Source organism: uncultured Victivallis sp. (assembly GCF_944391105.1).
Taxonomy (GTDB): domain Bacteria; phylum Verrucomicrobiota; class Lentisphaeria; order Victivallales; family Victivallaceae; genus Victivallis.
Window position 1 is genome coordinate 21,844 of sequence record NZ_CALXSK010000039.1, and the last position, 18,206, is coordinate 40,049.

General features: G+C 60.7%; 19 protein-coding genes. 16 read left to right on the forward strand and 3 right to left on the reverse strand.

Annotated features, from left to right (window positions below):
* Genes Q0K10_RS11680 through Q0K10_RS11740 form a run of 13 tightly spaced genes read left to right on the forward strand, consistent with a single transcriptional unit; the run spans position 1 to position 11,732 of the window.
* Complete coding sequence (locus Q0K10_RS11680; RefSeq protein ID WP_294507223.1) at positions 1-525, forward strand: cob(I)yrinic acid a,c-diamide adenosyltransferase; 525 nt, start codon at positions 1-3, stop codon at positions 523-525.
* On the forward strand, positions 525-1,193 hold the full coding sequence (locus tag Q0K10_RS11685; protein WP_294507225.1) for a precorrin-8X methylmutase: 669 nt from the start codon (positions 525-527) through the stop codon (positions 1,191-1,193). The genes Q0K10_RS11680 and Q0K10_RS11685 overlap by 1 nt, the downstream gene beginning before the upstream one ends.
* Positions 1,193-2,254 carry a cobalt-precorrin-5B (C(1))-methyltransferase CbiD gene (cbiD, locus tag Q0K10_RS11690; protein ID WP_294507261.1) on the forward strand — a complete coding sequence of 354 codons (1,062 nt, stop codon included), beginning with the start codon at positions 1,193-1,195 and terminating at the stop codon, positions 2,252-2,254. The genes Q0K10_RS11685 and cbiD overlap by 1 nt, the downstream gene beginning before the upstream one ends.
* A complete protein-coding gene (cbiE, locus tag Q0K10_RS11695) occupies positions 2,251-3,486 on the forward strand; it encodes a precorrin-6y C5,15-methyltransferase (decarboxylating) subunit CbiE (protein WP_294507227.1) in 1,236 nt (411 codons plus the stop codon). Before cbiD ends, cbiE begins: the two co-directional genes overlap by 4 nt.
* Positions 3,483-5,279, forward strand: coding sequence for a precorrin-4 C(11)-methyltransferase (cobM, locus tag Q0K10_RS11700; RefSeq protein ID WP_294507229.1), 1,797 nt, complete (start codon positions 3,483-3,485; stop codon positions 5,277-5,279). The genes cbiE and cobM overlap by 4 nt, the downstream gene beginning before the upstream one ends.
* On the forward strand, positions 5,272-6,024 hold the full coding sequence (gene cobJ / locus Q0K10_RS11705; protein WP_294507231.1) for a precorrin-3B C(17)-methyltransferase: 753 nt from the start codon (positions 5,272-5,274) through the stop codon (positions 6,022-6,024). The genes cobM and cobJ overlap by 8 nt, the downstream gene beginning before the upstream one ends.
* Positions 6,008-7,369 (forward strand): cobyrinate a,c-diamide synthase, encoded by a 1,362-nt coding sequence (locus tag Q0K10_RS11710; RefSeq protein WP_294507233.1) that lies wholly within the window; start codon positions 6,008-6,010, stop codon positions 7,367-7,369. The genes cobJ and Q0K10_RS11710 overlap by 17 nt, the downstream gene beginning before the upstream one ends.
* The gene (gene cbiB, locus Q0K10_RS11715) at positions 7,366-8,334 is read left to right on the forward strand and encodes an adenosylcobinamide-phosphate synthase CbiB (protein WP_294507235.1); all 969 of its coding nucleotides are present in this window, start codon (positions 7,366-7,368) and stop codon (positions 8,332-8,334) included. Before Q0K10_RS11710 ends, cbiB begins: the two co-directional genes overlap by 4 nt.
* A complete protein-coding gene (locus tag Q0K10_RS11720; protein ID WP_294507238.1) occupies positions 8,331-8,909 on the forward strand; it encodes a histidine phosphatase family protein in 579 nt (192 codons plus the stop codon). The genes cbiB and Q0K10_RS11720 overlap by 4 nt, the downstream gene beginning before the upstream one ends.
* Entirely contained in the window at positions 8,899-9,432 is a 534-nt protein-coding gene (gene cobU / locus Q0K10_RS11725) for a bifunctional adenosylcobinamide kinase/adenosylcobinamide-phosphate guanylyltransferase (RefSeq protein WP_294507240.1), read from the forward strand. Before Q0K10_RS11720 ends, cobU begins: the two co-directional genes overlap by 11 nt.
* Position 9,433: 1 nt before the next feature.
* Positions 9,434-10,510: a nicotinate-nucleotide--dimethylbenzimidazole phosphoribosyltransferase gene (cobT, locus tag Q0K10_RS11730; RefSeq protein WP_294507242.1), complete on the forward strand. Its 1,077-nt coding sequence runs from the start codon at positions 9,434-9,436 to the stop codon at positions 10,508-10,510.
* A complete protein-coding gene (gene cobS / locus Q0K10_RS11735) occupies positions 10,507-11,241 on the forward strand; it encodes an adenosylcobinamide-GDP ribazoletransferase (RefSeq protein ID WP_294507244.1) in 735 nt (244 codons plus the stop codon). The genes cobT and cobS overlap by 4 nt, the downstream gene beginning before the upstream one ends.
* On the forward strand, positions 11,238-11,732 hold the full coding sequence (locus Q0K10_RS11740; protein WP_294507246.1) for a DUF523 domain-containing protein: 495 nt from the start codon (positions 11,238-11,240) through the stop codon (positions 11,730-11,732). The genes cobS and Q0K10_RS11740 overlap by 4 nt, the downstream gene beginning before the upstream one ends.
* On the opposite strand, the gene Q0K10_RS11745 is transcribed toward Q0K10_RS11740, so the two are convergent.
* A complete protein-coding gene (locus Q0K10_RS11745; RefSeq protein ID WP_294507248.1) occupies positions 11,715-12,923 on the reverse strand; it encodes a hypothetical protein in 1,209 nt (402 codons plus the stop codon). The two genes, Q0K10_RS11740 and Q0K10_RS11745, sit on opposite strands and share 18 nt — an antisense overlap.
* Before the next feature lie 148 nt (positions 12,924-13,071).
* On the opposite strand from Q0K10_RS11745, the gene Q0K10_RS11750 reads away from it, so the two are divergent.
* On the forward strand, positions 13,072-14,061 hold the full coding sequence (locus Q0K10_RS11750; RefSeq protein WP_294507250.1) for a LacI family DNA-binding transcriptional regulator: 990 nt from the start codon (positions 13,072-13,074) through the stop codon (positions 14,059-14,061).
* On the opposite strand, the gene Q0K10_RS11755 is transcribed toward Q0K10_RS11750, so the two are convergent.
* A complete protein-coding gene (locus tag Q0K10_RS11755; protein WP_294507252.1) occupies positions 14,051-15,634 on the reverse strand; it encodes a sodium-dependent transporter in 1,584 nt (527 codons plus the stop codon). The two genes, Q0K10_RS11750 and Q0K10_RS11755, sit on opposite strands and share 11 nt — an antisense overlap.
* Positions 15,635-15,776: 142 nt before the next feature.
* On the opposite strand from Q0K10_RS11755, the gene Q0K10_RS11760 reads away from it, so the two are divergent.
* A complete protein-coding gene (locus tag Q0K10_RS11760; protein WP_294507255.1) occupies positions 15,777-16,178 on the forward strand; it encodes a PaaI family thioesterase in 402 nt (133 codons plus the stop codon).
* Positions 16,179-16,227: 49 nt separating this feature from the next.
* On the opposite strand, the gene Q0K10_RS11765 is transcribed toward Q0K10_RS11760, so the two are convergent.
* Complete coding sequence (locus Q0K10_RS11765; RefSeq protein ID WP_294507257.1) at positions 16,228-17,019, reverse strand: polysaccharide deacetylase family protein; 792 nt, start codon at positions 17,017-17,019, stop codon at positions 16,228-16,230.
* A 169-nt stretch (positions 17,020-17,188) separates the two neighbouring features.
* Here Q0K10_RS11765 and Q0K10_RS11770 point away from each other — a divergent pair, with 169 nt between their 5' ends.
* Entirely contained in the window at positions 17,189-18,019 is an 831-nt protein-coding gene (locus Q0K10_RS11770) for a lipopolysaccharide kinase InaA family protein (protein ID WP_294507259.1), read from the forward strand.
* Positions 18,020-18,206 lie beyond the last annotated feature (187 nt).

Here is an 18,206-nt window from a genome sequence, read left to right on the forward strand (position 1 = left end):
ATGCTTCATGAAGAGGACCGGGGATTGCTCTTGAACTTGACCGGCGACGGGAAAGGGAAGAGCACAAGTGCGTTCGGCATCGCGGTTCGTGCGCTCGGCTGGAACTGGCGCGTGGCGATTCTGCAATTTCTGAAGGGCGATCGGCCGACGGGAGAGCGGAATTTCTTCACAACCAACTTCCCTGAAGTGATTTTTGAGGATTGGGGGCTGGGGTTGACAAATCATCCGGGCGATCACGCGGGCGCGGCCCGCCGCGGTTGGGAACGGGCAAAGGAACTGCTCGCCGGATTCCGCGGGGAACTTCTGATTCTCGACGAACTGAATGTGGCGCTTCGCAATGGGTATCTGGTTTGTGACGAGGTGGTTGAGTCGATTGTGAACCGTCGATGCAAATTGAATGTCATCGTGACGGGGCGCGGCGCGCCGCCGGAACTGGTTGCCGTTTCCGATCTCGTTTCGGAAGTGCGGGAGATCCGTCACCCGTTCCGGAACGGTGTCCCGGCACAGAAAGGAATTGATTACTGATGAAGGATTTATTCAACACAATCCTCTGGGATTGCGACGGCGGAGCGATTGAAAAGGAGAGTTTCCGCCGCATCGACGCGGAGGTGGATCCCGTTGTGCGTGCGCACTTTTCCGAACCTGAGTGGCATGTGGCGCGCAGACTTGTGCACACCTGTGCGGATTTTACGATTCTTGATTTTCTGGAATTTTCCGGCGACCCGGTCGGTGCGGCGCTTGCGGCATTGCGGCGGGGGGCGCGGATCTATTCTGACTCGAATATGATTAAGTCGGGACTCTCGGTTCCGAAATTGAAACGCTTTTTCCCCGGCTATGAACGGGAATCGATCCTCTGTCCGGTCGCTGACACGGAAACCGGTACGTATGCGCGGGAACGCGGCATTACGCGGGCCCTTGCGGCGGTGGAGCTGCACGCTTCGGAACTCGACGGCGCGGTGTTTCTCTGCGGAAACGCGCCGCTCGCTCTCGCGGGCGTGGTTCGACTCGCGGTCGAACGCGGGATCGCCCCGGCGCTCATCATCGGGATGCCGGTTGGATTTGTAAATGTGGTGGAGTCGAAGAAACTTCTTGATTCTGTGAGGATCCCGTATGTTCGGATCTCCGGGAGACGGGGCGGCAGTCCGCTTGCTGTCGCGGCGCTGCACGGCATGATGGAGTGTGGATTGGAGTGATGCAGACGGAAACATTGCGATGCGGCTGGACGACCGGCAGTGCGATGACGGCGGCTGCGCTCGCCGCCTGGCGCGGCGCCGGCGGGTCGGTCAGACTGCAGCTGCCGGGCGGCGAAACGCCGGAGATTCCGATCGCGCGCATCTGGCCGGGTGGCGCTGCGGTCATCAAAGACGGCGGGGATGACCCTGATGTGACGAGCGGGTGCGAGATTTCCGTGACCGTTGTTTCTTTTTCCGGCGAACCGGAGGAGGCGGATCACCTGATTCCGTGCGGGAAAGGAGAGATCGTCATACGCGGCGGAACCGGAGTCGGACATGTGACCCGGCCGGGGCTTGCGGTTCCGGTCGGCAAGGCGGCGGTCAATCCGGGGCCGCGCCGGATCCTCGCGGAAAATTTTAAACTTGCCGGTTTCGGACGAACGCAGGGAGAACGACTGCTTGTTACCGTCTCCGTCCCTGAAGGAGAAGAAATTGCAAAAAAAACGCTGAATCCTGTGCTCGGGATTGCGGGCGGTATTTCGATTCTCGGGAATTCCGGCATCGTGCGGCCGTTCTCGAATGCGGCGTATGCCGCGACAATCGCATTGCAGCTGCGCAGTGCCGCCGCAAACGGCGCGACGGCCGCGGCGTTGACGACCGGAAACCGTACGACGGCGGCGGTGCGGCGTGACTGGCCCGGGATTCCGCCGGAAGCGGTCGTCCCGGTGGCGGATTTCATCGAAGTTGCGTTGAAGGCGGTGGCGAAAGCGGGATTCGAACGGGTGATCGTCGGTTGCATGCCGGGAAAACTCTTCAAATACGCGTGCGGGCTCGAAAATACGCATGCCCACCGGAATAAGTTGACATTGGCACGGTTGCGCGATTTCGGCGTCGATCTGCCCGGGATTCCGCTCGAAGCGATCGATACGATGGGGGAACTCCGCGCGCGGATCGGGGAGTCTCATTTTCAAGAAGTGCTCGATCCGGTTTATATTCGTGCGCGGGAGGTTTTGCGGGAGTGGGTTCGGCCTGTCAATCTGGAACTTGCTCTCTATGATGAGGATGGGAGGAGAATTCGATGAATCCGGTTCAGGTGGTCGGCTGTGACGGTGCCGGTTTTTCGGCGGAGGCGCGCAATGTCCTGCGCAACACGGAGTTGCTGCTTGGCGGCAGACGGCTGCTCGCTCTTGCCGCTCCTGAGTTGCAGAGGGGCGCGCAGTGTGTTGAACTCGGGGCGGCTCCTGCAGAGACGCTTGCCGACGCTCTCGCACGGCGGAACGGGCGGAGAATGACCCTGCTCGCTTCCGGCGATCCGCTCTGCTGCGGAATCGGCGGCACGCTGCGACGGCTCGCTCCGGATGAGGCGTTTGTGTTTCATCCGGCGCCGACGGCATTTCAGCAGTTGTTCGCCCGGCTGGGCGTACCGTGGGAGCGAATGGCCTTCTTTTCCCTGCATGGAGAAGCGGAAATTCTGCCGTTCCGCCGGATGCTGCGTGCTCCGCTTGCGGCGATCTACTGTGATGCGGAGCGAACGGCGCGACACGTTGCAAGGGAGCTCGTTGCACGTTTTCCACACGCCGCCGGGCGCCGGGCGGCGGTCGGGTGCGATCTCGGTCTTGCATCGGAATATGCCGCCTCCGGAACGCTCGCGGCGATCGCGGACGATCGCAACGCGGATCGTTCGCTCTCGGTTCTCACTTTGCTGCCCGACCGGGAAAATGTGTTTCCGGATCTGCCGCTCGGGCTGGATGATGATTTGTATCATCATGCGGGACAGATGATTACGCATCCTGAAGTCCGGGCGGTTGTGCTTTCGAAACTGCGTCTCCGGCCGGGGGTGTTGTGGGATCTCGGCGCCGGGAGCGGTTCGGTCGGGCTCGAAGCAGCCGGGCTCTGCCCGGAACTGGAAGTGCACTTTGTCGAGAAGAATCCGGAACGGTTTATCGAACTTGCGGAGAACTGCCGCCGGGAAGGGCTGAACGCTCTTTCGCTGCACGAAGGTTTTGCGCTTGAATGGATTCCGGAACTGCCCGAGCCGGATCGTATTTTTATCGGCGGCGGCGGTTCCGAGCTCGGAGAGATTCTCCGGCGCGCATTTGAACGGCTGAAACCGGGCGGCATTCTTGCGGCGACGGCAGTGCTTGCCGAGAGCGGTGCGACGCTCGGATCGGAACTTGCGGCGTTTCGCTGCGAACTCCTGACCGTGAATGTGAGTCGCGGTATTCCGCTTGGGAGCGGAACTTTGATGAAGGCGGAGAACCCGATCACCATCGCGGTCTACCGCAAACCGATGAAGGAAGAAAACGGAAAATGAGTGGACGAATTACGTTCGTCGGAGCGGGTCCCGGCGCGGTCGATCTGATTACCCTGCGTGGAGCCGCCGCGCTCGATGAGGCGGATCTGGTCATCTACGCCGGATCGCTCGTGAATGAAAAACTGCTTGAACGCGCGAAGCGCGCCAAACTTGTCAACAGTGCGAAACTCTCTTTGAATGAGGTGCTTGAGCAAATGGTTGATGGCTATCGATCCGGGAAGCGGGTCGTTCGTCTCCACACCGGGGATCCGGCGATCTACGGGGCAGTTTCGGAGCAGTACCGCGAGCTTGACAACCTCGGCATTCCATACGAGGTTGTGCCGGGGGTTTCGAGCGTGTTTGCCGCCGCAGCCGCGCTGAAGGTCGAACTCACGATGCCGGATTTGTCGCAGAGTGTGATCCTGACCCGCGCTGAGGGACGCACCCCCGTTCCGGAGAAGGAGGCGATCGAGGAACTTGCATCGCATGGCGCGACGATGTGTCTTTACTTGAGTGTGGGTGAGATGGAGCGCCTGACCGGGCGGCTCCGGGCCGCAGGACTGCCGGCGGAAACTCCTGTCGCTGTGGTTTACCGTGCGAGCTGGCCGAATCAGAAGATTGTGCGCGGTACGCTTGCCGACATCGCGGCCGGAGTCGCGGAAGCGGGGATCAAGCGGCAGGCGCTCGTCGTCGTCGGACGCGTTCTCGGGCGCGACGGAGCGCTTTCCAAACTCTATGACGACACGTTTGCAACCGGATACCGCAATGCGGGCGGTGTGGCGGCGTTTTCCGGAAGGGTTGCGATCTACGCGCTGACCGCCGCAGGGGCGCACAAAGCCTCTGAAATTGCCGCTGGACTGGAAGATGCGGTGATCGTCCTTCCGGAAAAATATGCGGAACTGGCTCCCGCGTCACGGCTCGTCCGCTATCCTGACGGCAAGTTTGCCGAGGCGTTCGAGCGCGGCTGGAGTACATACGACGGGCTGGTCATGGTGATGGCTTCCGGAGTCGTCGTCCGGCACGTTGCGCAGCTATGCCGGGAGAAGGGGAGCGATCCGGCGGTCGTGGTCTGCGACGCGGCGGGAAATTACGCCGTGAGTCTGCTTTCCGGCCATCTGGGAGGGGCGAACCGGCTTGCTGCGGCGGTGGCGCGCATCACGGGCGGCAGGCCGGTTATCACAACCGCGACCGATACCTCGGGGCTCATGGCGTTTGATGAGCTTGCCGCGCGTCACGGATTCCGCATTGCGAATCCGGAACTTCTGAAAGAGTGCGCCGTCGCGATGCTCGACGGCGAGACGTTTGAACTCTCGATGCCGCAGGAACTTTTTCAGCGTTATTACGCCGGAAATACGCAGTTTCGATTCCTTGCCGACACGCCCGGGATCACTGTCCGCGCCAGGAACTCCGGATTGGTTCTGCATCTTGTGCCGCGTCGATTTACGCTCGGAATCGGCTGCAGGCGCGGAGTGGCCGCTGCGACGATCGAAGCATTGGCGGACCGGATTTTGAAGGCGCGGAACATCGACTGGGCGTCCATCGCGGCGATTGCGACGGCCGAGCTCAAGCAGGATGAGGCGGGGTTGTTCTCTTTTGCGCAGTCGCACGGGATCGCCCTGCGCTTTTTCGGAGCCGACGAATTGAATGCGGTCGAGGTGCCGAATCCGTCTGCGGCGGCTGAAGCGCATCTGGGAATACGGTCCGTCTCCGAAGCGGCGGCACTGCTTGCGGCGGGGGACGGCGCGGAACTTGTGGTGGAAAAAACGGCCGCAGAGTGTGTGACCGTTGCTGTTGCAGAGGTGATAAATGGCTGAAGTATATGCAATTGGAATTGGACCGGGAACTCCGGAACTCATGACCGGACGGGCCGTGGAGGTGCTGGAATCCTGTACGGTTGTGGCCGGGTATCGGCTCTATCTCGATCAGCTTGGGCTGATGATCGCAGGCAAGCGTTTGATTTCCAGCGGGATGCGTCAGGAGATCATGCGCTGCCGCGAAGCGCTTGAAGCTGCATTGGCAGGAGAACGGGTTGCTGTCGTATCTTCCGGTGACGCAGGTGTTTACGGAATGGCAGGACTGTTGCTTGAACTCTGTGAAATCGAGCGCTATCGCGGGATCGATGTTGAAGTTGTCCCAGGGGTGACGGCAGCGCTTGCTGCGGCAGCGCTCGTGGGGGCGCCTTTTATGAACGACTTCGCCGTGCTGAGTCTCTCGGATCTGATGACCGACCGGGAGCTGATTCGGCGGAGAATTCGGGCAGTTGCGGCCTGTGATCTGCCGGTCGCATTCTACAATCCACGCAGCACGAAGCGCGAGGAGCTTCTGATCGATGCGGTCGAGGTGTTCCGCAAATCGGGCGGCGACACGCTCCCGGCCGCGGTGGTGCACAATGCATTCCGCGACGGGCAGAGGATCGATCTCGTTACGCTTGAGAATTTTCCGATTTCCGAGGTGAACATGACCTCGATCGTGATTTTCGGCAACTCACAGACTGTCGTGCGCGGCAACCGTTTCTACTGCCGTCGCGGCTACCGGGAGAAACATGAATTTGAAGCGTGAAACGTTTTCCGCATTCCTGATCGGCGGAACGAACTCCGGCAGCGGCAAAACCACCTTGTCGCTCGGGATTCTGCGTGCGCTGTTCCGGCGCGGCCTTGCTCCCGCACCGTTCAAATGCGGGCCGGATTACATCGATCCGCTCTTTCATCTTCAGGCCGCGGGTCGGATTTCAATCAACTGCGACACGTTCCTGATGGGGCAGGAGGGCGTTCGCCGGAGTTTCGCCCGCCACGCGGCGGATTCGGGAGTCGCTGTCGTCGAAGGGGTTATGGGACTCTTTGACGGCAATGCTCCCGAATCCCCTGCCGGAAGCAGCGCGGAAATCGCCGCTTTGCTCAATATTCCGGTCGTTCTCGTGGTGAATGCGCGCGGCATGGCCGGGTCGATTGCACCGCTGGTGCGCGGGTTCTCAGAGTGGGATCCGCGTGTTCGCATCGTCGGAGTCATCGCCGATAACGCCGGATCGCTTCATCATGCCGGATTGCTGCGCGGCGCTTTGGAGTGTGCCGGACTTCCTCCGCTGCTCGGCTTTCTCGCCCGGGATGAGCGGCTGAAACTGCCGGAGCGTCATCTCGGCCTCGCCCCCCTTCCTCTGGAAGAGTCATGGCTCGACATGCTTGCCGACGCCGTCGAGAGTTCCATCGACCTTGACCGGTTGCTTGAGCTTACGCGCGTGGAGTTTCCCGTGTTCGAGTCGAAATACGTCGCGGTTCCGGCGCCTTGCGTCCGACTCGGCGTCGCACAGGATGAGGCTTTCCAATTCTTTTATGAGGAGAATTTTGCGCTGCTTCGGCAACACGGGGTCGAGATCGTTCCCTTTTCGCCGCTGCGCGGTGCGGAGCTGCCGCCGAACCTCGCCGGACTCTGGTTCGGCGGCGGGTTTCCGGAGTTGTATGCGGAAACTCTCTCGCGCAATCTCCCCATGCTCCAGTCGATCCGCGACTTTGCCGCATCCGGCCGCCCCGTCTACGGGGAATGTGGAGGGTATCTCTATCTGCTGGAATCTCTCACCGGGTTCGATGGCGTCCGCCATCCGCTGCTGGGCCTTCTGCCGGGAGAGGCAGTTATGGGGCGTCAACTCGCCTCGCTCGGATACCGGGAGCTTTTCTACCTCGCTGACTCTCTGTTCGGTCCAGCCGGGACCCGGCTTCGAGGCCATGAGTTCCATTACTCGTTTCTGAAGACCGTTCCCACCGATCGCAATTTATTTATTGCTCGTGATTTGCGCGGTGTTGAACGACCCGCCGGAAGTGTTCGCGGAAACGTCTGCGGCAGTTACATTCATCTGCACTTCGCTTCGAACCCTGCCGCGGCGGAGGCGTTTCTCAGGAGGCTTCAAGCATGACGCTCATCTGTTTGATCGCTCTGGCTCTGCTGCTCGATGCGCTGTTCGGGGATCCGCACAGCGCATGGCACCCGGTCGCGCTTTTCGGCCGCGCCGCTTTGCCGGTTGAGCGCTTCTGCCGGAAGAAGTTCCGCTCCGAATTCCTCGCCGGACTCATCGGCTGGGTCATCCTTGTCGGCGGTGTGACCGCGGTCTCATGGCTCGCAGTGCGGTTTGCCCTGTCACGGCATGAGAGCATCGGGGTTCTGCTCGCTGCCGTGATTCTCTATTTGACGATCGCCCTGCGCAGTCTCATCGACCACGCCCGGGCAATTCTGCGGCCACTGCGAAACAGCGATCTGCCCCGCGCACGTCGGGCGCTCTCGATGATCGTAAGCCGCGATACGGCTGCACTCAATGAGTCGGAAATCGTGCGCGGCGCAGTCGAAAGCCTCGGCGAAAATCTGATCGACGCGGTGACTGGCGCGCTTTTCTTCGCTGTTCTCGGCTATTTCATCGACGGAGTCGCGGGAGCCGCCGCGGGAGCACTCTTTCTGCGTGCGGCCAATACGCTCGACGCCTGCTGGGGCTACCGGAACAAACGCTATCTGCTCTTCGGCCGTTTCGCGGCGCGGGCCGATGATCTGCTCCATTTCATCCCGGCCCGGCTCACTCTGCCCGCAATCGCCGTTGCGGCGCTTCTGCTCGGCATGGACGGGAAAGCGGCCCTGAAGGCCGGAATCCGTCACCGCCACGACCACCCGAGCCCCAACTCCTGCTGGGGCATGGCCGGATTCGCCGGCGCGCTCGGCATCCGTCTCGGAGGTCCGACCGTCTACGGCGGCGTGTGTGAGCCGTACCCGTACTGGGGAAACGGAAGGAAAAAGTTGAACTGTCGCGACCTTGTTCGAGCGGAGTATCTTGCCGTGGTTTCAGCTCTGGTGTTCGCCGCGGCGGCAACCGGATTGGGGGTGTGGCTCTCATGAAACGAATTCTTTTGATTCGGCACGGCGAGGTCGCCGAAAGTTTTCGCGGGCGCTTTATCGGGACTACGGAGGCGCCGCTTTCGGATTCCGGTCGTGCGGAGTGCCGGGCGCTGCGTCAGCGCGTGGCTGATTTTTCCCCGGAACTCTTCTTTTGCAGTCCACTTCGGCGCGCGATTGAATCTCTTGAACTTGTTAAGGTTCCGCATGTCCGGAGCGTGTTCGATCCGCGTTTGCGGGAAATCGACTTCGGACGGTGGGAAGGGCTGCTCTTCGACGAAATCGCCGGCATCGCCACGCCGGAGGAGTTGCGCGTCTGGGCGGAAGAGCCTGAGAGAATGGTGTTTCCCGGGGGGGAGGCGTTCGCCGCTTTTGCCGCGCGGGTGGATGCTTTCACACGCGATCTCGTCCGGGAATCCATCGAGTGTGCCGCCGTCGTGACCCACGGCGGGGTGCTCATGCGGATGATTTCCGGTTGGAAAGGATTGCCGACGCGGCGCCAGCATGAGGTGCTCCCGCCGCGCGGTTCGTTGAGTGTGTTTGAATATAACCACGGAGTCTGGAATCATGTCCCGTAAAATCGTGCTCGTCATCGGCGGAGCCCGCAGCGGAAAAAGTCATTTCTCAGAAGAACTTGTGCTGCGCGCCGAAGGAACCCCGTTCTACATTGCGACCGCTCCGGTGCTCGATTCGGAAATGGCCGAGCGTGTACGGCTCCACCAGGAACGGCGCGCCGCAGCGAACTGGGTTACGATTGAAGAAGAACGAAATCTCGTCAACGCAATCCGCCTCGCGGCGGCCGAGGAAGCTGGTGCCGTGCTCATCGACTGCCTGACGCTCTGGATCAACAACCTTCTTTATGAAAATCCCGAACTTACCGAAATCGAGATCACCGGGCGGACCCGGACGCTCGTCGAGGAGCTCCGCAAGGGGCCTCCGCTCTCGGTACTTGTCATCAACGAGGTCGGACTCGGACTCGTGCCGGAGTCGGCGCTCGCACGCCGCTTCCGGGATCTTTCGGGGCGCTGTGCGCAGGTGATTGCGGCGGAAGCCGATGAAGTCTATTTTTTGGTTGCAGGAATCGCACAGAGGATCAAGTGAAATGAACGACAATCTGCTGGAACAAACCATCGCCGCGATCGAGCCCGCCGATGCGGCTGTCCGGGAAGAGGCGCGGCGTTACATCGACACTCTCACCATGCCGCGCCGCGCGCTCGGGCGGCTGCTCGATCTCGCGGAGGAACTCGCGGCCATGACCCGGAACCCCCGCTTCCCGACCGCGCGGAAGGAGATCATCCTCATGGCGGGCGATCACGGCATCGTACGCCAGGGCGTCTGCCCGCAGCCGTCGAGCGTGACCACTCAGATGGTGCGCAACTTCGTGCATGGCGGCGGCGGAATCAATGTGCTCGCGCGCGTCGCCGGCGCACATGTGACGGTCGTCGACATGGGAGTCGCCTCCGATCTTTCGGATCTCGTCGAGGCCGGCGCGGTCATCGACTGCAAAATCGCCCCCGGAACCGCCGATTTTTCGGTCGGCCCGGCCATGAGCCGTGAACAGGCCGTCCGGGCGCTTGAGGCGGGAATCCGTGTTGCGGAACAGCTTGCGCCGCGAGTCGACGTCTTTGCAACCGGTGAGATGGGAATCGGCAACACATCGCCCTCTTCCGCGATCGTCACGGTGCTTTCGGGCAAAGACGATCCGACTCCGTTCGTCGGGCGCGGCGCCGGACTCGATCCGTCGAAGCTCGCGCACAAGGCCGCCGTGATCCGGCGCGGCATCGAGTGCAACCACCCCGACCCCGCCGACGGCGTCGATCTGCTTGCGAAGGTCGGCGGATTCGAGATCGGCGGCATCGCCGGAGTCGTCCTCGGCGCGGCAAAAATGCGCAAACCTGTCGTGATCGACGGCTTCATTTCAAGCGCGGGCGCACTCGTCGCCGCCGTTCTCGCCCCCGCCTCGCGCGATTATATGATCCTCGGACACGGCAGCGCCGAACCCGGTCATGTCGCCATGGCACGGTTGCTCGGGAAGCAACCGCTGCTCGATCTCGGCATGCGGCTCGGGGAGGGGACCGGCGCCGCCCTCGCATTGCAGCTGCTCGACGCCGCCCGGGCGATCATGACCGAAATGGCCACTTTTGAGTCGGCGAACGTCACCGAGGAGGGACTCAAGTGAGAACGTTTCTGGCCGCCATCTCGATGCTCAGCATCCTTCCGCTCGGACGGTTCCGCCCGACTGAAACGGAGCTGCAGCGGTCGCAAAACCTCTTCCCCGTTGCCGGGCTTCTCTTCGGAGGGATTCTCTGTTGTGCGGCATGGGCGATCGAATGGATCGGGATTCCGTGCCTGCCGGCGGCGATGTTGCTCGCACTGCTGCCGGAGATGTTGACCAAGGGGTTTCATCTCGACGGACTCGCCGACACGGCCGACGGTTTCCTCTCCGGCCGGTCGCGGGAACGCAAGCTTGAGATCATGCGTGACAGCCGTATCGGTTCGATGGGGGTGGCGGCGATCTTCGCGCTGCTCGGCATGAAATTCGCGCTTTTCGCCTCGATCCCGGCGGCGGCGCTCCCGGTTGCGGCCGGAATCATGATGCTTTCGGGACGCTGCGGAATCGTCCTCTACAATGCGATGAGCCGTTACGCCCGTCCGGATGGACTCGGTGCGATCTGGTTTCGCCGCCGGCCGGTCGCCGGAATCGTGCTGGCGCTGCTGCTGCCCGGTGCTTTGGCGTGGTGGTTTTTCGGCGTGGCGCCGGGCGTGGCGCTCGGGGCGGCGTTGCTTCTCTTCGCATTCCTCTGGAGCCGTATCACGAAATCGGTCATCGGCGGAGCGACCGGCGACACGATCGGATGCTGCGAGGAATTGTGCGAACTCATTACGCTCGTCTGGGCGGTTGCATTATGAAGGTGCGGGTCGGAATCAGCCTCTGTCTGCTCGGACATCCCGTCCGCTACGACGGGCGCGACAAGTTCGACCCGTTGCCTGCCCGGGAGCTCGCAGAATGGATCGAATGGGTTCCCGTCTGCCCGGAAACCGAATTCGGACTGCCCACCCCGCGCGAGCCGATTCAGCTGGAGGACGATCCGGACAGACCCGAACTGCGCGGTGTCCGTTCCGGAACTTGTCTGAGCTGCGCCATGCGCGCGTTCTGTCGCCGGAGGGCGCTGGAGCTCGGCAATCTCGGACTTGCGGGGTTCGTCTTCAAGGCGAAATCCCCCTCCTGCGGACTTCACACCGCCGTCCACCGCGGCGAGGCGATCGTCGGTTACGCCCCGGGACTCTTCGCCGCGGCATGGATGGAACTGCATCCGGAACTCCCCGCCGTCGAAGCCGAAGCTCTGCACGATCCCGCCGTGCTCGGAGAGTTCCTCGCGAAGTTAAAGATCGAGCAGTGAACTCTTCCGCGTTTCAAGCAGCAACCCGAGTGAGATCGGCGCATTCGTCCAGCCCGTGTAGATGCTTCCCGCGCCCCCTTCATAGCAGTTGCCGCCGCCCCAGCTTTTCGTTTTGAGATCGAACATGCCGCGCCAGCAGCCGTTGAAGAAGTCGGAGTCACTGCGGTCCTGAATCGACAGCAGAAGTTTCGCCTGTTTCACTTTCGCCGCGGCGATCGTCGCATTGCCGGTCAGTTCCGCCGCCATCTGCAACGCGAGAAACGACCAGTTCAGCGTATAGATCGTATCGACCAGATGCTCGCCTTTCGGGGCTTCATAGTGTTCCGCCGGAATGTTCCCTGTCGCGGGATCGAGCTTCGCGAGGATCAACTTCGCGGCCCGTTCCGCAAGTTCGCAGTCCGCCTGCTCCCCGAAGGTCCGGTACGCTTCCGCCGCTCCCAGAAGCGCGTAGGCGTGTTCGCTGACCGTGAAGTTGTCGAGCGCTCCCGCAACGTAATCATGATAACGGCGCACCTCGTCGCGCCAGGCGGGGATCGGCTTGACCTGACTGGCCCGGCTGAGCGCCATCGTTGCGAGCGACCCCCAGTGCGGCAGCTCAAACCGCCCGCGCCACTGAAATTGCGGATCGCCCCAGGTGCCAGGAACTTCCGGATTCTCCGTCTGGAAACTGCGGCGCATCGCCGGGATGAACTCGTCCGCCAGCGTCAAAGCCCATTTCGTCAGATCGTATTTCGCATCGAGTTCCGGATACCGCTTCGCGATCGCCAGCGGTATGAAAACGCACCAGGCGTTGTCATCGAAAAATACGACGCTTTCGCGCCTGATGTGCGACCAGTTCCAGCTCCCCGCCGGATACCGCTTGTCGAAGCGGTTCAGCAACCCGCTGCGGAAATAGAGAAAATCGAGGATCGATTCTCCCGTTTTCTGCGCATCCGCATCGACGCCGCACTCCCCCGCATACAGAAACAGCAGCGCCGCTTCGAAGTTGCAGTCGGCGCGCCGCTGTTCAAGCACATACCCTTCCCGCGTCCGCGTCCAGGCCGGAAACTCCCGCAGCATCATCTCCAGAGCGGCTCCGTCCGCCACGCTCAACCGTTCCGCCACTCCCCAGCTGCCGTCCGCCGGAACCATTACCCCCGAACGTCTGAACCACTTCAGATTCCGTCTCACCGCTTCGATCATCGATTCCATGTCCCTGACCTCATTTTTTTGTTAAAACATTTTAGGTGGCTTCTGTTTTTAGTATAGCGCCGATTCAGGAAAATGCAAGTGCTCTCTTGCAAAGAAAGAGGGAATGGATTATTTTAGGAAAATGCAACACGTTTTTTGAAAGGAAGCCATGGCGAAGCGGGTGAAACTGGCGGATATTGCCCGGGAGGCGGGGGTGTCGGTGACGGCGGCCTCGTTCTACATCAACGGCAAGGCGGAGCAGTATAAACTCTCGAAAGCGACCTGCGAACGGCTGGAGGCCGCGGTGCGCAAATACGATTTTGTGCCGAATCTTTTCGCCCGTGCGATGCAGCAGAATCGCACGTTTCTCGTGGGATTGCTCGTGCGGGACCGGATCAACTCCTCCTTCTGGAGCGACATCATCGCCGGGATCGAGGATGGGCTCTCCGCTTCGGGCTGCCATCTGGTTCTGGCGAGCACTCATACCGATCCGGAACAGGAACTCGAAGCGCTCCGGCAGATGCGCGCGAAAGGGGTTGACGGTTATGTCATCAGTCCCGTCCTCGACGATGAGGGGAAGATCCCGAATCTCGAACATCTGTGGAAATTGAATGAAAACCGTCCCGTCGTCGGGCTGAATCTGGTTCTGGACGGGATTGCGTCCGTCTACAACGACGATGCCGCCGGAGGCGCACTGGCCGCCCGGTTCCTGTGGGAAAACGGGCACCGCAATGTTGCACTGCTGGGGAATCCATTCGGGTTCGGGCAGCCCCGGTTCCGGGCGTTCGAGGAGTTCTACGGCGCGCACGGCCTGGTTCCGCAGCGCTTTTTCGATCCGGGGGAGGTTCTCGCCGCGGCGGGGAGTTTCACGGCGGTTTTCTGCCTGCACGATCTGCTTGCGGCCGCGCTCTGCAGCAATGCGACCGCTGCGGGAATGCGGATTCCCGAGGCGTTTTCCGTGATCGGTTATGACGGTCTTGCGTGGCTGAAACTGCTCGAGCCCGCCCCGTCAACCGTCTACCAGCATAAGTACGACCTCGGACAAGCGGTCGCTGCGCAGCTGTTGCTCGCATTCGAGACCGGGAGGTGCGAATCGGTCCGCTTCGAACCGATCCTTGTTCCCGGCGGAACCGTCGGCCCGGCCGCCGCTACTTTGTGATGACCTGAATGAAGATGGCCAGAATGACGACCGGTCCGATGTAACGGATCAGAATCCCCCACAGCGTCATGATCGTCAGTCCCGAATTGGCCGCTTCCATGTAGCGCGGTTCCCCGCGGAATCCCGAGAGCCAGGTGATGAGATTTTCGTCTACGAGCCCGTGTGTTCCCTCGCGCAGCTCCCGGCCGGCTTTGCGTGCTCCCCAGATCCAGCCGACGAAAATGACCGTCAGGAGCCCCATGAGCGGAAGCATCCAGTTCGAGGTGAGTTTGTCGAGCAGGTCGAACCACGAGCCGGTCCGCACGTTGAATACATTCTGGACAAAATGCTCGATTCCCGGCAGATTTTCCCAGTGGTTCGTGCTGTAACAGGTCAGAAAACCGAGCAGCGTGACGCCGAGGAACGTTCCGATCACCGCCGGAACACGCCGCACTTTGAACTGATCCATGATAAAGGTCACGCCGCTCTCAAGAAGCGCCGCCGCGCTGGTCAGCGCCGCAATCGTCATCATGAGGAAGAAGAGTCCCGCCCAGAACCACCCCATTCCACCCGGAATCCGGTAGAAGGTCGCCGGCAGTACATTGAAGATCAACCCCGGTCCCGCATCCGGCGCAAGCTGCATCGCGAACACCGCCGGAAAGATCGCCAGCCCCCCGAGCAGCGCCGCGAGCGTGTCGAGCGCCACGATCCAGAGCGAGGTCGAGAAGATGTTCTCGTCCTTGCGCAGGTAACTGCCGTAGGTGATCGTGATCCCCATGCCGAGGCTCAGCGAGTAAAACGCGTGGCCGAGCGCTTCGAGCACTCCCGCGATGCTGAGTTTCGAGAAGTCCGGATTCAGAAAGAAACGGATTCCCTCCTTCGCCCCCGGCAGCGTCACGCCGCGGACGATCACCGCCAGCAGCAGGAAGAAAAGCAGCGGCATCAACACCTTCGAGCACCGTTCGATTCCTTTCCGGATTCCGAAGATGATCATCCCCGCCGTCAGCACCATGAAAATGATGAGCTCCGCCGCGATTCTTCCCGGTTCCCGGTCGAGGTAGTGATTGAATGCCCCGGCCGCCTCCGACACCTGCGTAAAGTGAAGCCCGCCGGTGAATGACCGATAAACGTAGTCGACGATCCAGGCCCCGACCACCGCATAATAGGAGAGAATCAACATCGCCGTGATCAGCGAAATCAACCCAACCGCCGCAAAACCGAGCCAGACAAAGAGGCACGCCGCCGCAAACAGGATCACTGCGAACCCGTAATGCCCCGACGCCGCAAGCGACACGGCTCCGAGCATCAGCAGCACCCCGATCACATCCGCTGTCCGCGAACGTTTTACCTGCAGTGCCTTGAACGCTCCGTACGGATTTTTCCCGGTCTTGCGGCCGATTGTGATCTCACAGAGCATCAGCGGCAGTCCAAAGAGAAGAATGCAGCCCAGGTAGACCAGCACGAACGCTCCGCCGCCGTTCATCCCGGTGATGTAGGGAAACTTCCAGATATTGCCGAGCCCGATGGCGGAACCGGCGGCAGCGAGCACGAAACCGAGTTTCCCGCTCCAGCTCTCACGCGTTTCTGTAGACATGGCGTCCTGCTCTTTCCTGAATATATTGAAGATAACTTCATACTATACCACCGTTCGCATCTCTTTTCAATTTCAGAGCGATTTTTTTTGCGTATTGCGCGTTCGCGGTGTATAGTGTGGAAAGCACAAGGAGATGATGAATATGGAAATGGATGAACTCAGGGAATTGCTCAACAAAGATGACCGCTTCTGCCGCTTCAACGGCATGCGGCTCGATGTTCTCCGGACCGGATATGCCGAAGCGGTCATGGAGATCACCGAAAACTCGTTGAACGGCGTGGGAATCGCCCAGGGAGGCGCAATCTTCACTCTCGCGGACCTCGCGTTCGCCGGGGCTGCAAACTCTTACGGCTTCCGCACGGTCGGGATGAATTCTTCGATCAGTTTTCTCCGCCCCGGCCTCGGCAAAACCCTGCGGGCAAAGGCGACCGAAGTCAGCCGCGGACGCCGCACCTGCGTCTATGACGTCGACGTTTTCAACGAGGACGGCAAACTCGTCGCCCACGGCACTTCGACCGGATTCATCACCGAGGAGAAGTTTTAAGCGGGAAAGCGGGGAGGGCGGGGGACCCCCGCCGCATTCCCCGGTATTTTCAGTTCAGCGTCACGGTTTCGCCGGGACGGATGGTGCCGGTCTTTTCGTTGTAAGCGTACCAGACGGTGACGGCGGTCGGATTGTAGACGATCCCGCCGTCCGCCGAGGTCACGAGCGAGCGGATCGCTTCGAGGTAACGGTAGATTTCGATATTCGTGGCGTACCAGACGTCCGGGAGGTTCGACATCATGCGGCAGAACTCCTCCATCTCATGCCAGTTCGAGTTGTTGTCGAACTCATACGCGTGCCCCCAGACGTAGAAGATCGCCAGCGGGTAGCGGTCGAACTCCCGGAACGCCGCGCCTTTTTCGAGCATTTCACGGTGGTGGCAGGTCGCGTCCCACGCCATGAAGTTCTGCGGAATTCCAAAACCGCCGCTGGTTCTGGTCGAGCGGGAGTAGACGATGCCGCAGCTCTTCGCGATTGCGATCACCTCGTCATTCCAGGTTCCGAACGGATAGGACATGCCGGTGACCGGATAGCCGCAGAGCTCTTCGAGCCGCCGGCGGTCTTCGCGGATCTCCCGTTCGATCTCCGTGCGCGGCAGCCGCTCGAGGAACGGGTGCGTCACCGTGTGGCAGGAAACCTCATGTCCGGCGTAAAGTGCCTTCAGCTCCGAGGAAGCGATGCGGTTTCCCTGATCGAGAATCCCGGAGTTGATGTGGAACGTCCCTTTGATTCCGCTCTCGTTGAAGAGTTTCACGAGCCGCCTGTCCTGGACGACGCCGTCGTCGTAGCTCATGGTCAGAGTTTTGATCTTTCCTTCCGGATACAAAAAGCGAATGCCCATTTTTCCTGCCTTTCCATTCAGGGTTGCATGGTGAATAGTATACCCCATCGCCGGAGAAATGCAAGATCAGATGCGGATGTTTGCCGGATAAATCGGTTTTTCATTTGATTTCCGGGAAAGTTCCATTAATTTATAATGAGTTTTCATGACAAGCATCAGGAGGCAGACGGTGAGTGCAGAGGTCGGCAAGGTGAGTCCCGGGCAGCTGAAACGGCGCGCCCTTTCCAAAATGGGGATTCGGTTCCGGTCGAGCTGGTTTCATGTGGAACCGGGGTTCGACGCAGTGAAGGCGGCGTATTTCGAGGCGCCGGAACTGTTTGCGTCCGGCGGCGAGGTGATCTGGCAGACCCGGAATAAGATGGTGCGCAAAATTACGCTCCCGGAACAGTATGGCTCCATCACGCTCGCCTTCAAGGACTACAAATGCGTGAAGCCGCTGCGTTACCTGCTGCGCTGTTCGAAAACCGCACTGGAGGCGGCCAATTACCGCGCGTTTGCCGCGCTCGGCATCCCGATGGCGAAACTGTTGTTCGCTGGTGACGAGCGGAAAAGTTTTCACCTGAAACATTCGTTCCTGGCCACACAGTTCGCGGATGGGTACGTGGATGGGCGCGATTTCCTCCCGGGCGGCAAGTTGCGCGGAGCTCCGGAACAGAAGGTTTTTATCGACAGGAACCTCGCGTTTGTCGGCAAACTGCATTCGATCCACTGCTTCCACAAGGGGGTGAGAGTGTTCAACTTCCTCTGGAAACCGCTTGGAGACGGTGAGATCGACATCGTCTGGATCGACGTGGCCAGCTGCCGTTTCCTGTCCATCCCGGGGGTTCTGTTCCGGAAATATATGATTTGCGACCTGGCGGATTTCTTCCGTGACCTTGAGCTCGAAGACGCGGAGCTGCGCGACGCTCTGAACGGTTATCACAAGCACAACCCGCGCAGCGGCATGACCCCGGATGAACTCTTCCGCGCAGTCAAGGCTGCCGCGGCCAGACCGAGATGACCTGCGCACGGAACGCTCTTTTTATACTCTTTTGACAATGTTTCCGGGAAATTTCTCCGAACCCGGTTATAGTAAGGGAAGAGAGTTTCCACTCATTCCCTTGTTTTATGGAAAGGAGATGGTATGATAAATAGCTGACGTTCGCGGTTTCTGCTTGTGGCGTGTAATTTATGGCGATTAACTTACA

What these genes read in the sequence shown, in the direction of transcription:
- Q0K10_RS11710 (WP_294507233.1), top strand. Translation starts at nt 6,008, where the DNA reads ATGAATTTGAAGCGTGAAACGTTTTCCGCATTCCTGATCGGCGGAACG.
- Q0K10_RS11680 (WP_294507223.1), top strand. Translation starts at nt 1, where the DNA reads ATGCTTCATGAAGAGGACCGGGGATTGCTCTTGAACTTGACCGGCGAC.
- cbiB (WP_294507235.1), top strand. Translation starts at nt 7,366, where the DNA reads ATGACGCTCATCTGTTTGATCGCTCTGGCTCTGCTGCTCGATGCGCTG.
- cbiD (WP_294507261.1), top strand. Translation starts at nt 1,193, where the DNA reads ATGCAGACGGAAACATTGCGATGCGGCTGGACGACCGGCAGTGCGATG.
- cobT (WP_294507242.1), top strand. Translation starts at nt 9,434, where the DNA reads ATGAACGACAATCTGCTGGAACAAACCATCGCCGCGATCGAGCCCGCC.
- cbiE (WP_294507227.1), top strand. Translation starts at nt 2,251, where the DNA reads ATGAATCCGGTTCAGGTGGTCGGCTGTGACGGTGCCGGTTTTTCGGCG.
- Q0K10_RS11745 (WP_294507248.1), bottom strand. Translation starts at nt 12,923, where the DNA reads ATGGAATCGATGATCGAAGCGGTGAGACGGAATCTGAAGTGGTTCAGA.
- cobM (WP_294507229.1), top strand. Translation starts at nt 3,483, where the DNA reads ATGAGTGGACGAATTACGTTCGTCGGAGCGGGTCCCGGCGCGGTCGAT.
- cobU (WP_294507240.1), top strand. Translation starts at nt 8,899, where the DNA reads ATGTCCCGTAAAATCGTGCTCGTCATCGGCGGAGCCCGCAGCGGAAAA.
- cobJ (WP_294507231.1), top strand. Translation starts at nt 5,272, where the DNA reads ATGGCTGAAGTATATGCAATTGGAATTGGACCGGGAACTCCGGAACTC.
- Q0K10_RS11720 (WP_294507238.1), top strand. Translation starts at nt 8,331, where the DNA reads ATGAAACGAATTCTTTTGATTCGGCACGGCGAGGTCGCCGAAAGTTTT.
- Q0K10_RS11765 (WP_294507257.1), bottom strand. Translation starts at nt 17,019, where the DNA reads ATGGGCATTCGCTTTTTGTATCCGGAAGGAAAGATCAAAACTCTGACC.
- Q0K10_RS11740 (WP_294507246.1), top strand. Translation starts at nt 11,238, where the DNA reads ATGAAGGTGCGGGTCGGAATCAGCCTCTGTCTGCTCGGACATCCCGTC.
- Q0K10_RS11750 (WP_294507250.1), top strand. Translation starts at nt 13,072, where the DNA reads ATGGCGAAGCGGGTGAAACTGGCGGATATTGCCCGGGAGGCGGGGGTG.
- Q0K10_RS11755 (WP_294507252.1), bottom strand. Translation starts at nt 15,634, where the DNA reads ATGTCTACAGAAACGCGTGAGAGCTGGAGCGGGAAACTCGGTTTCGTG.
- Q0K10_RS11760 (WP_294507255.1), top strand. Translation starts at nt 15,777, where the DNA reads ATGGAAATGGATGAACTCAGGGAATTGCTCAACAAAGATGACCGCTTC.
- Q0K10_RS11685 (WP_294507225.1), top strand. Translation starts at nt 525, where the DNA reads ATGAAGGATTTATTCAACACAATCCTCTGGGATTGCGACGGCGGAGCG.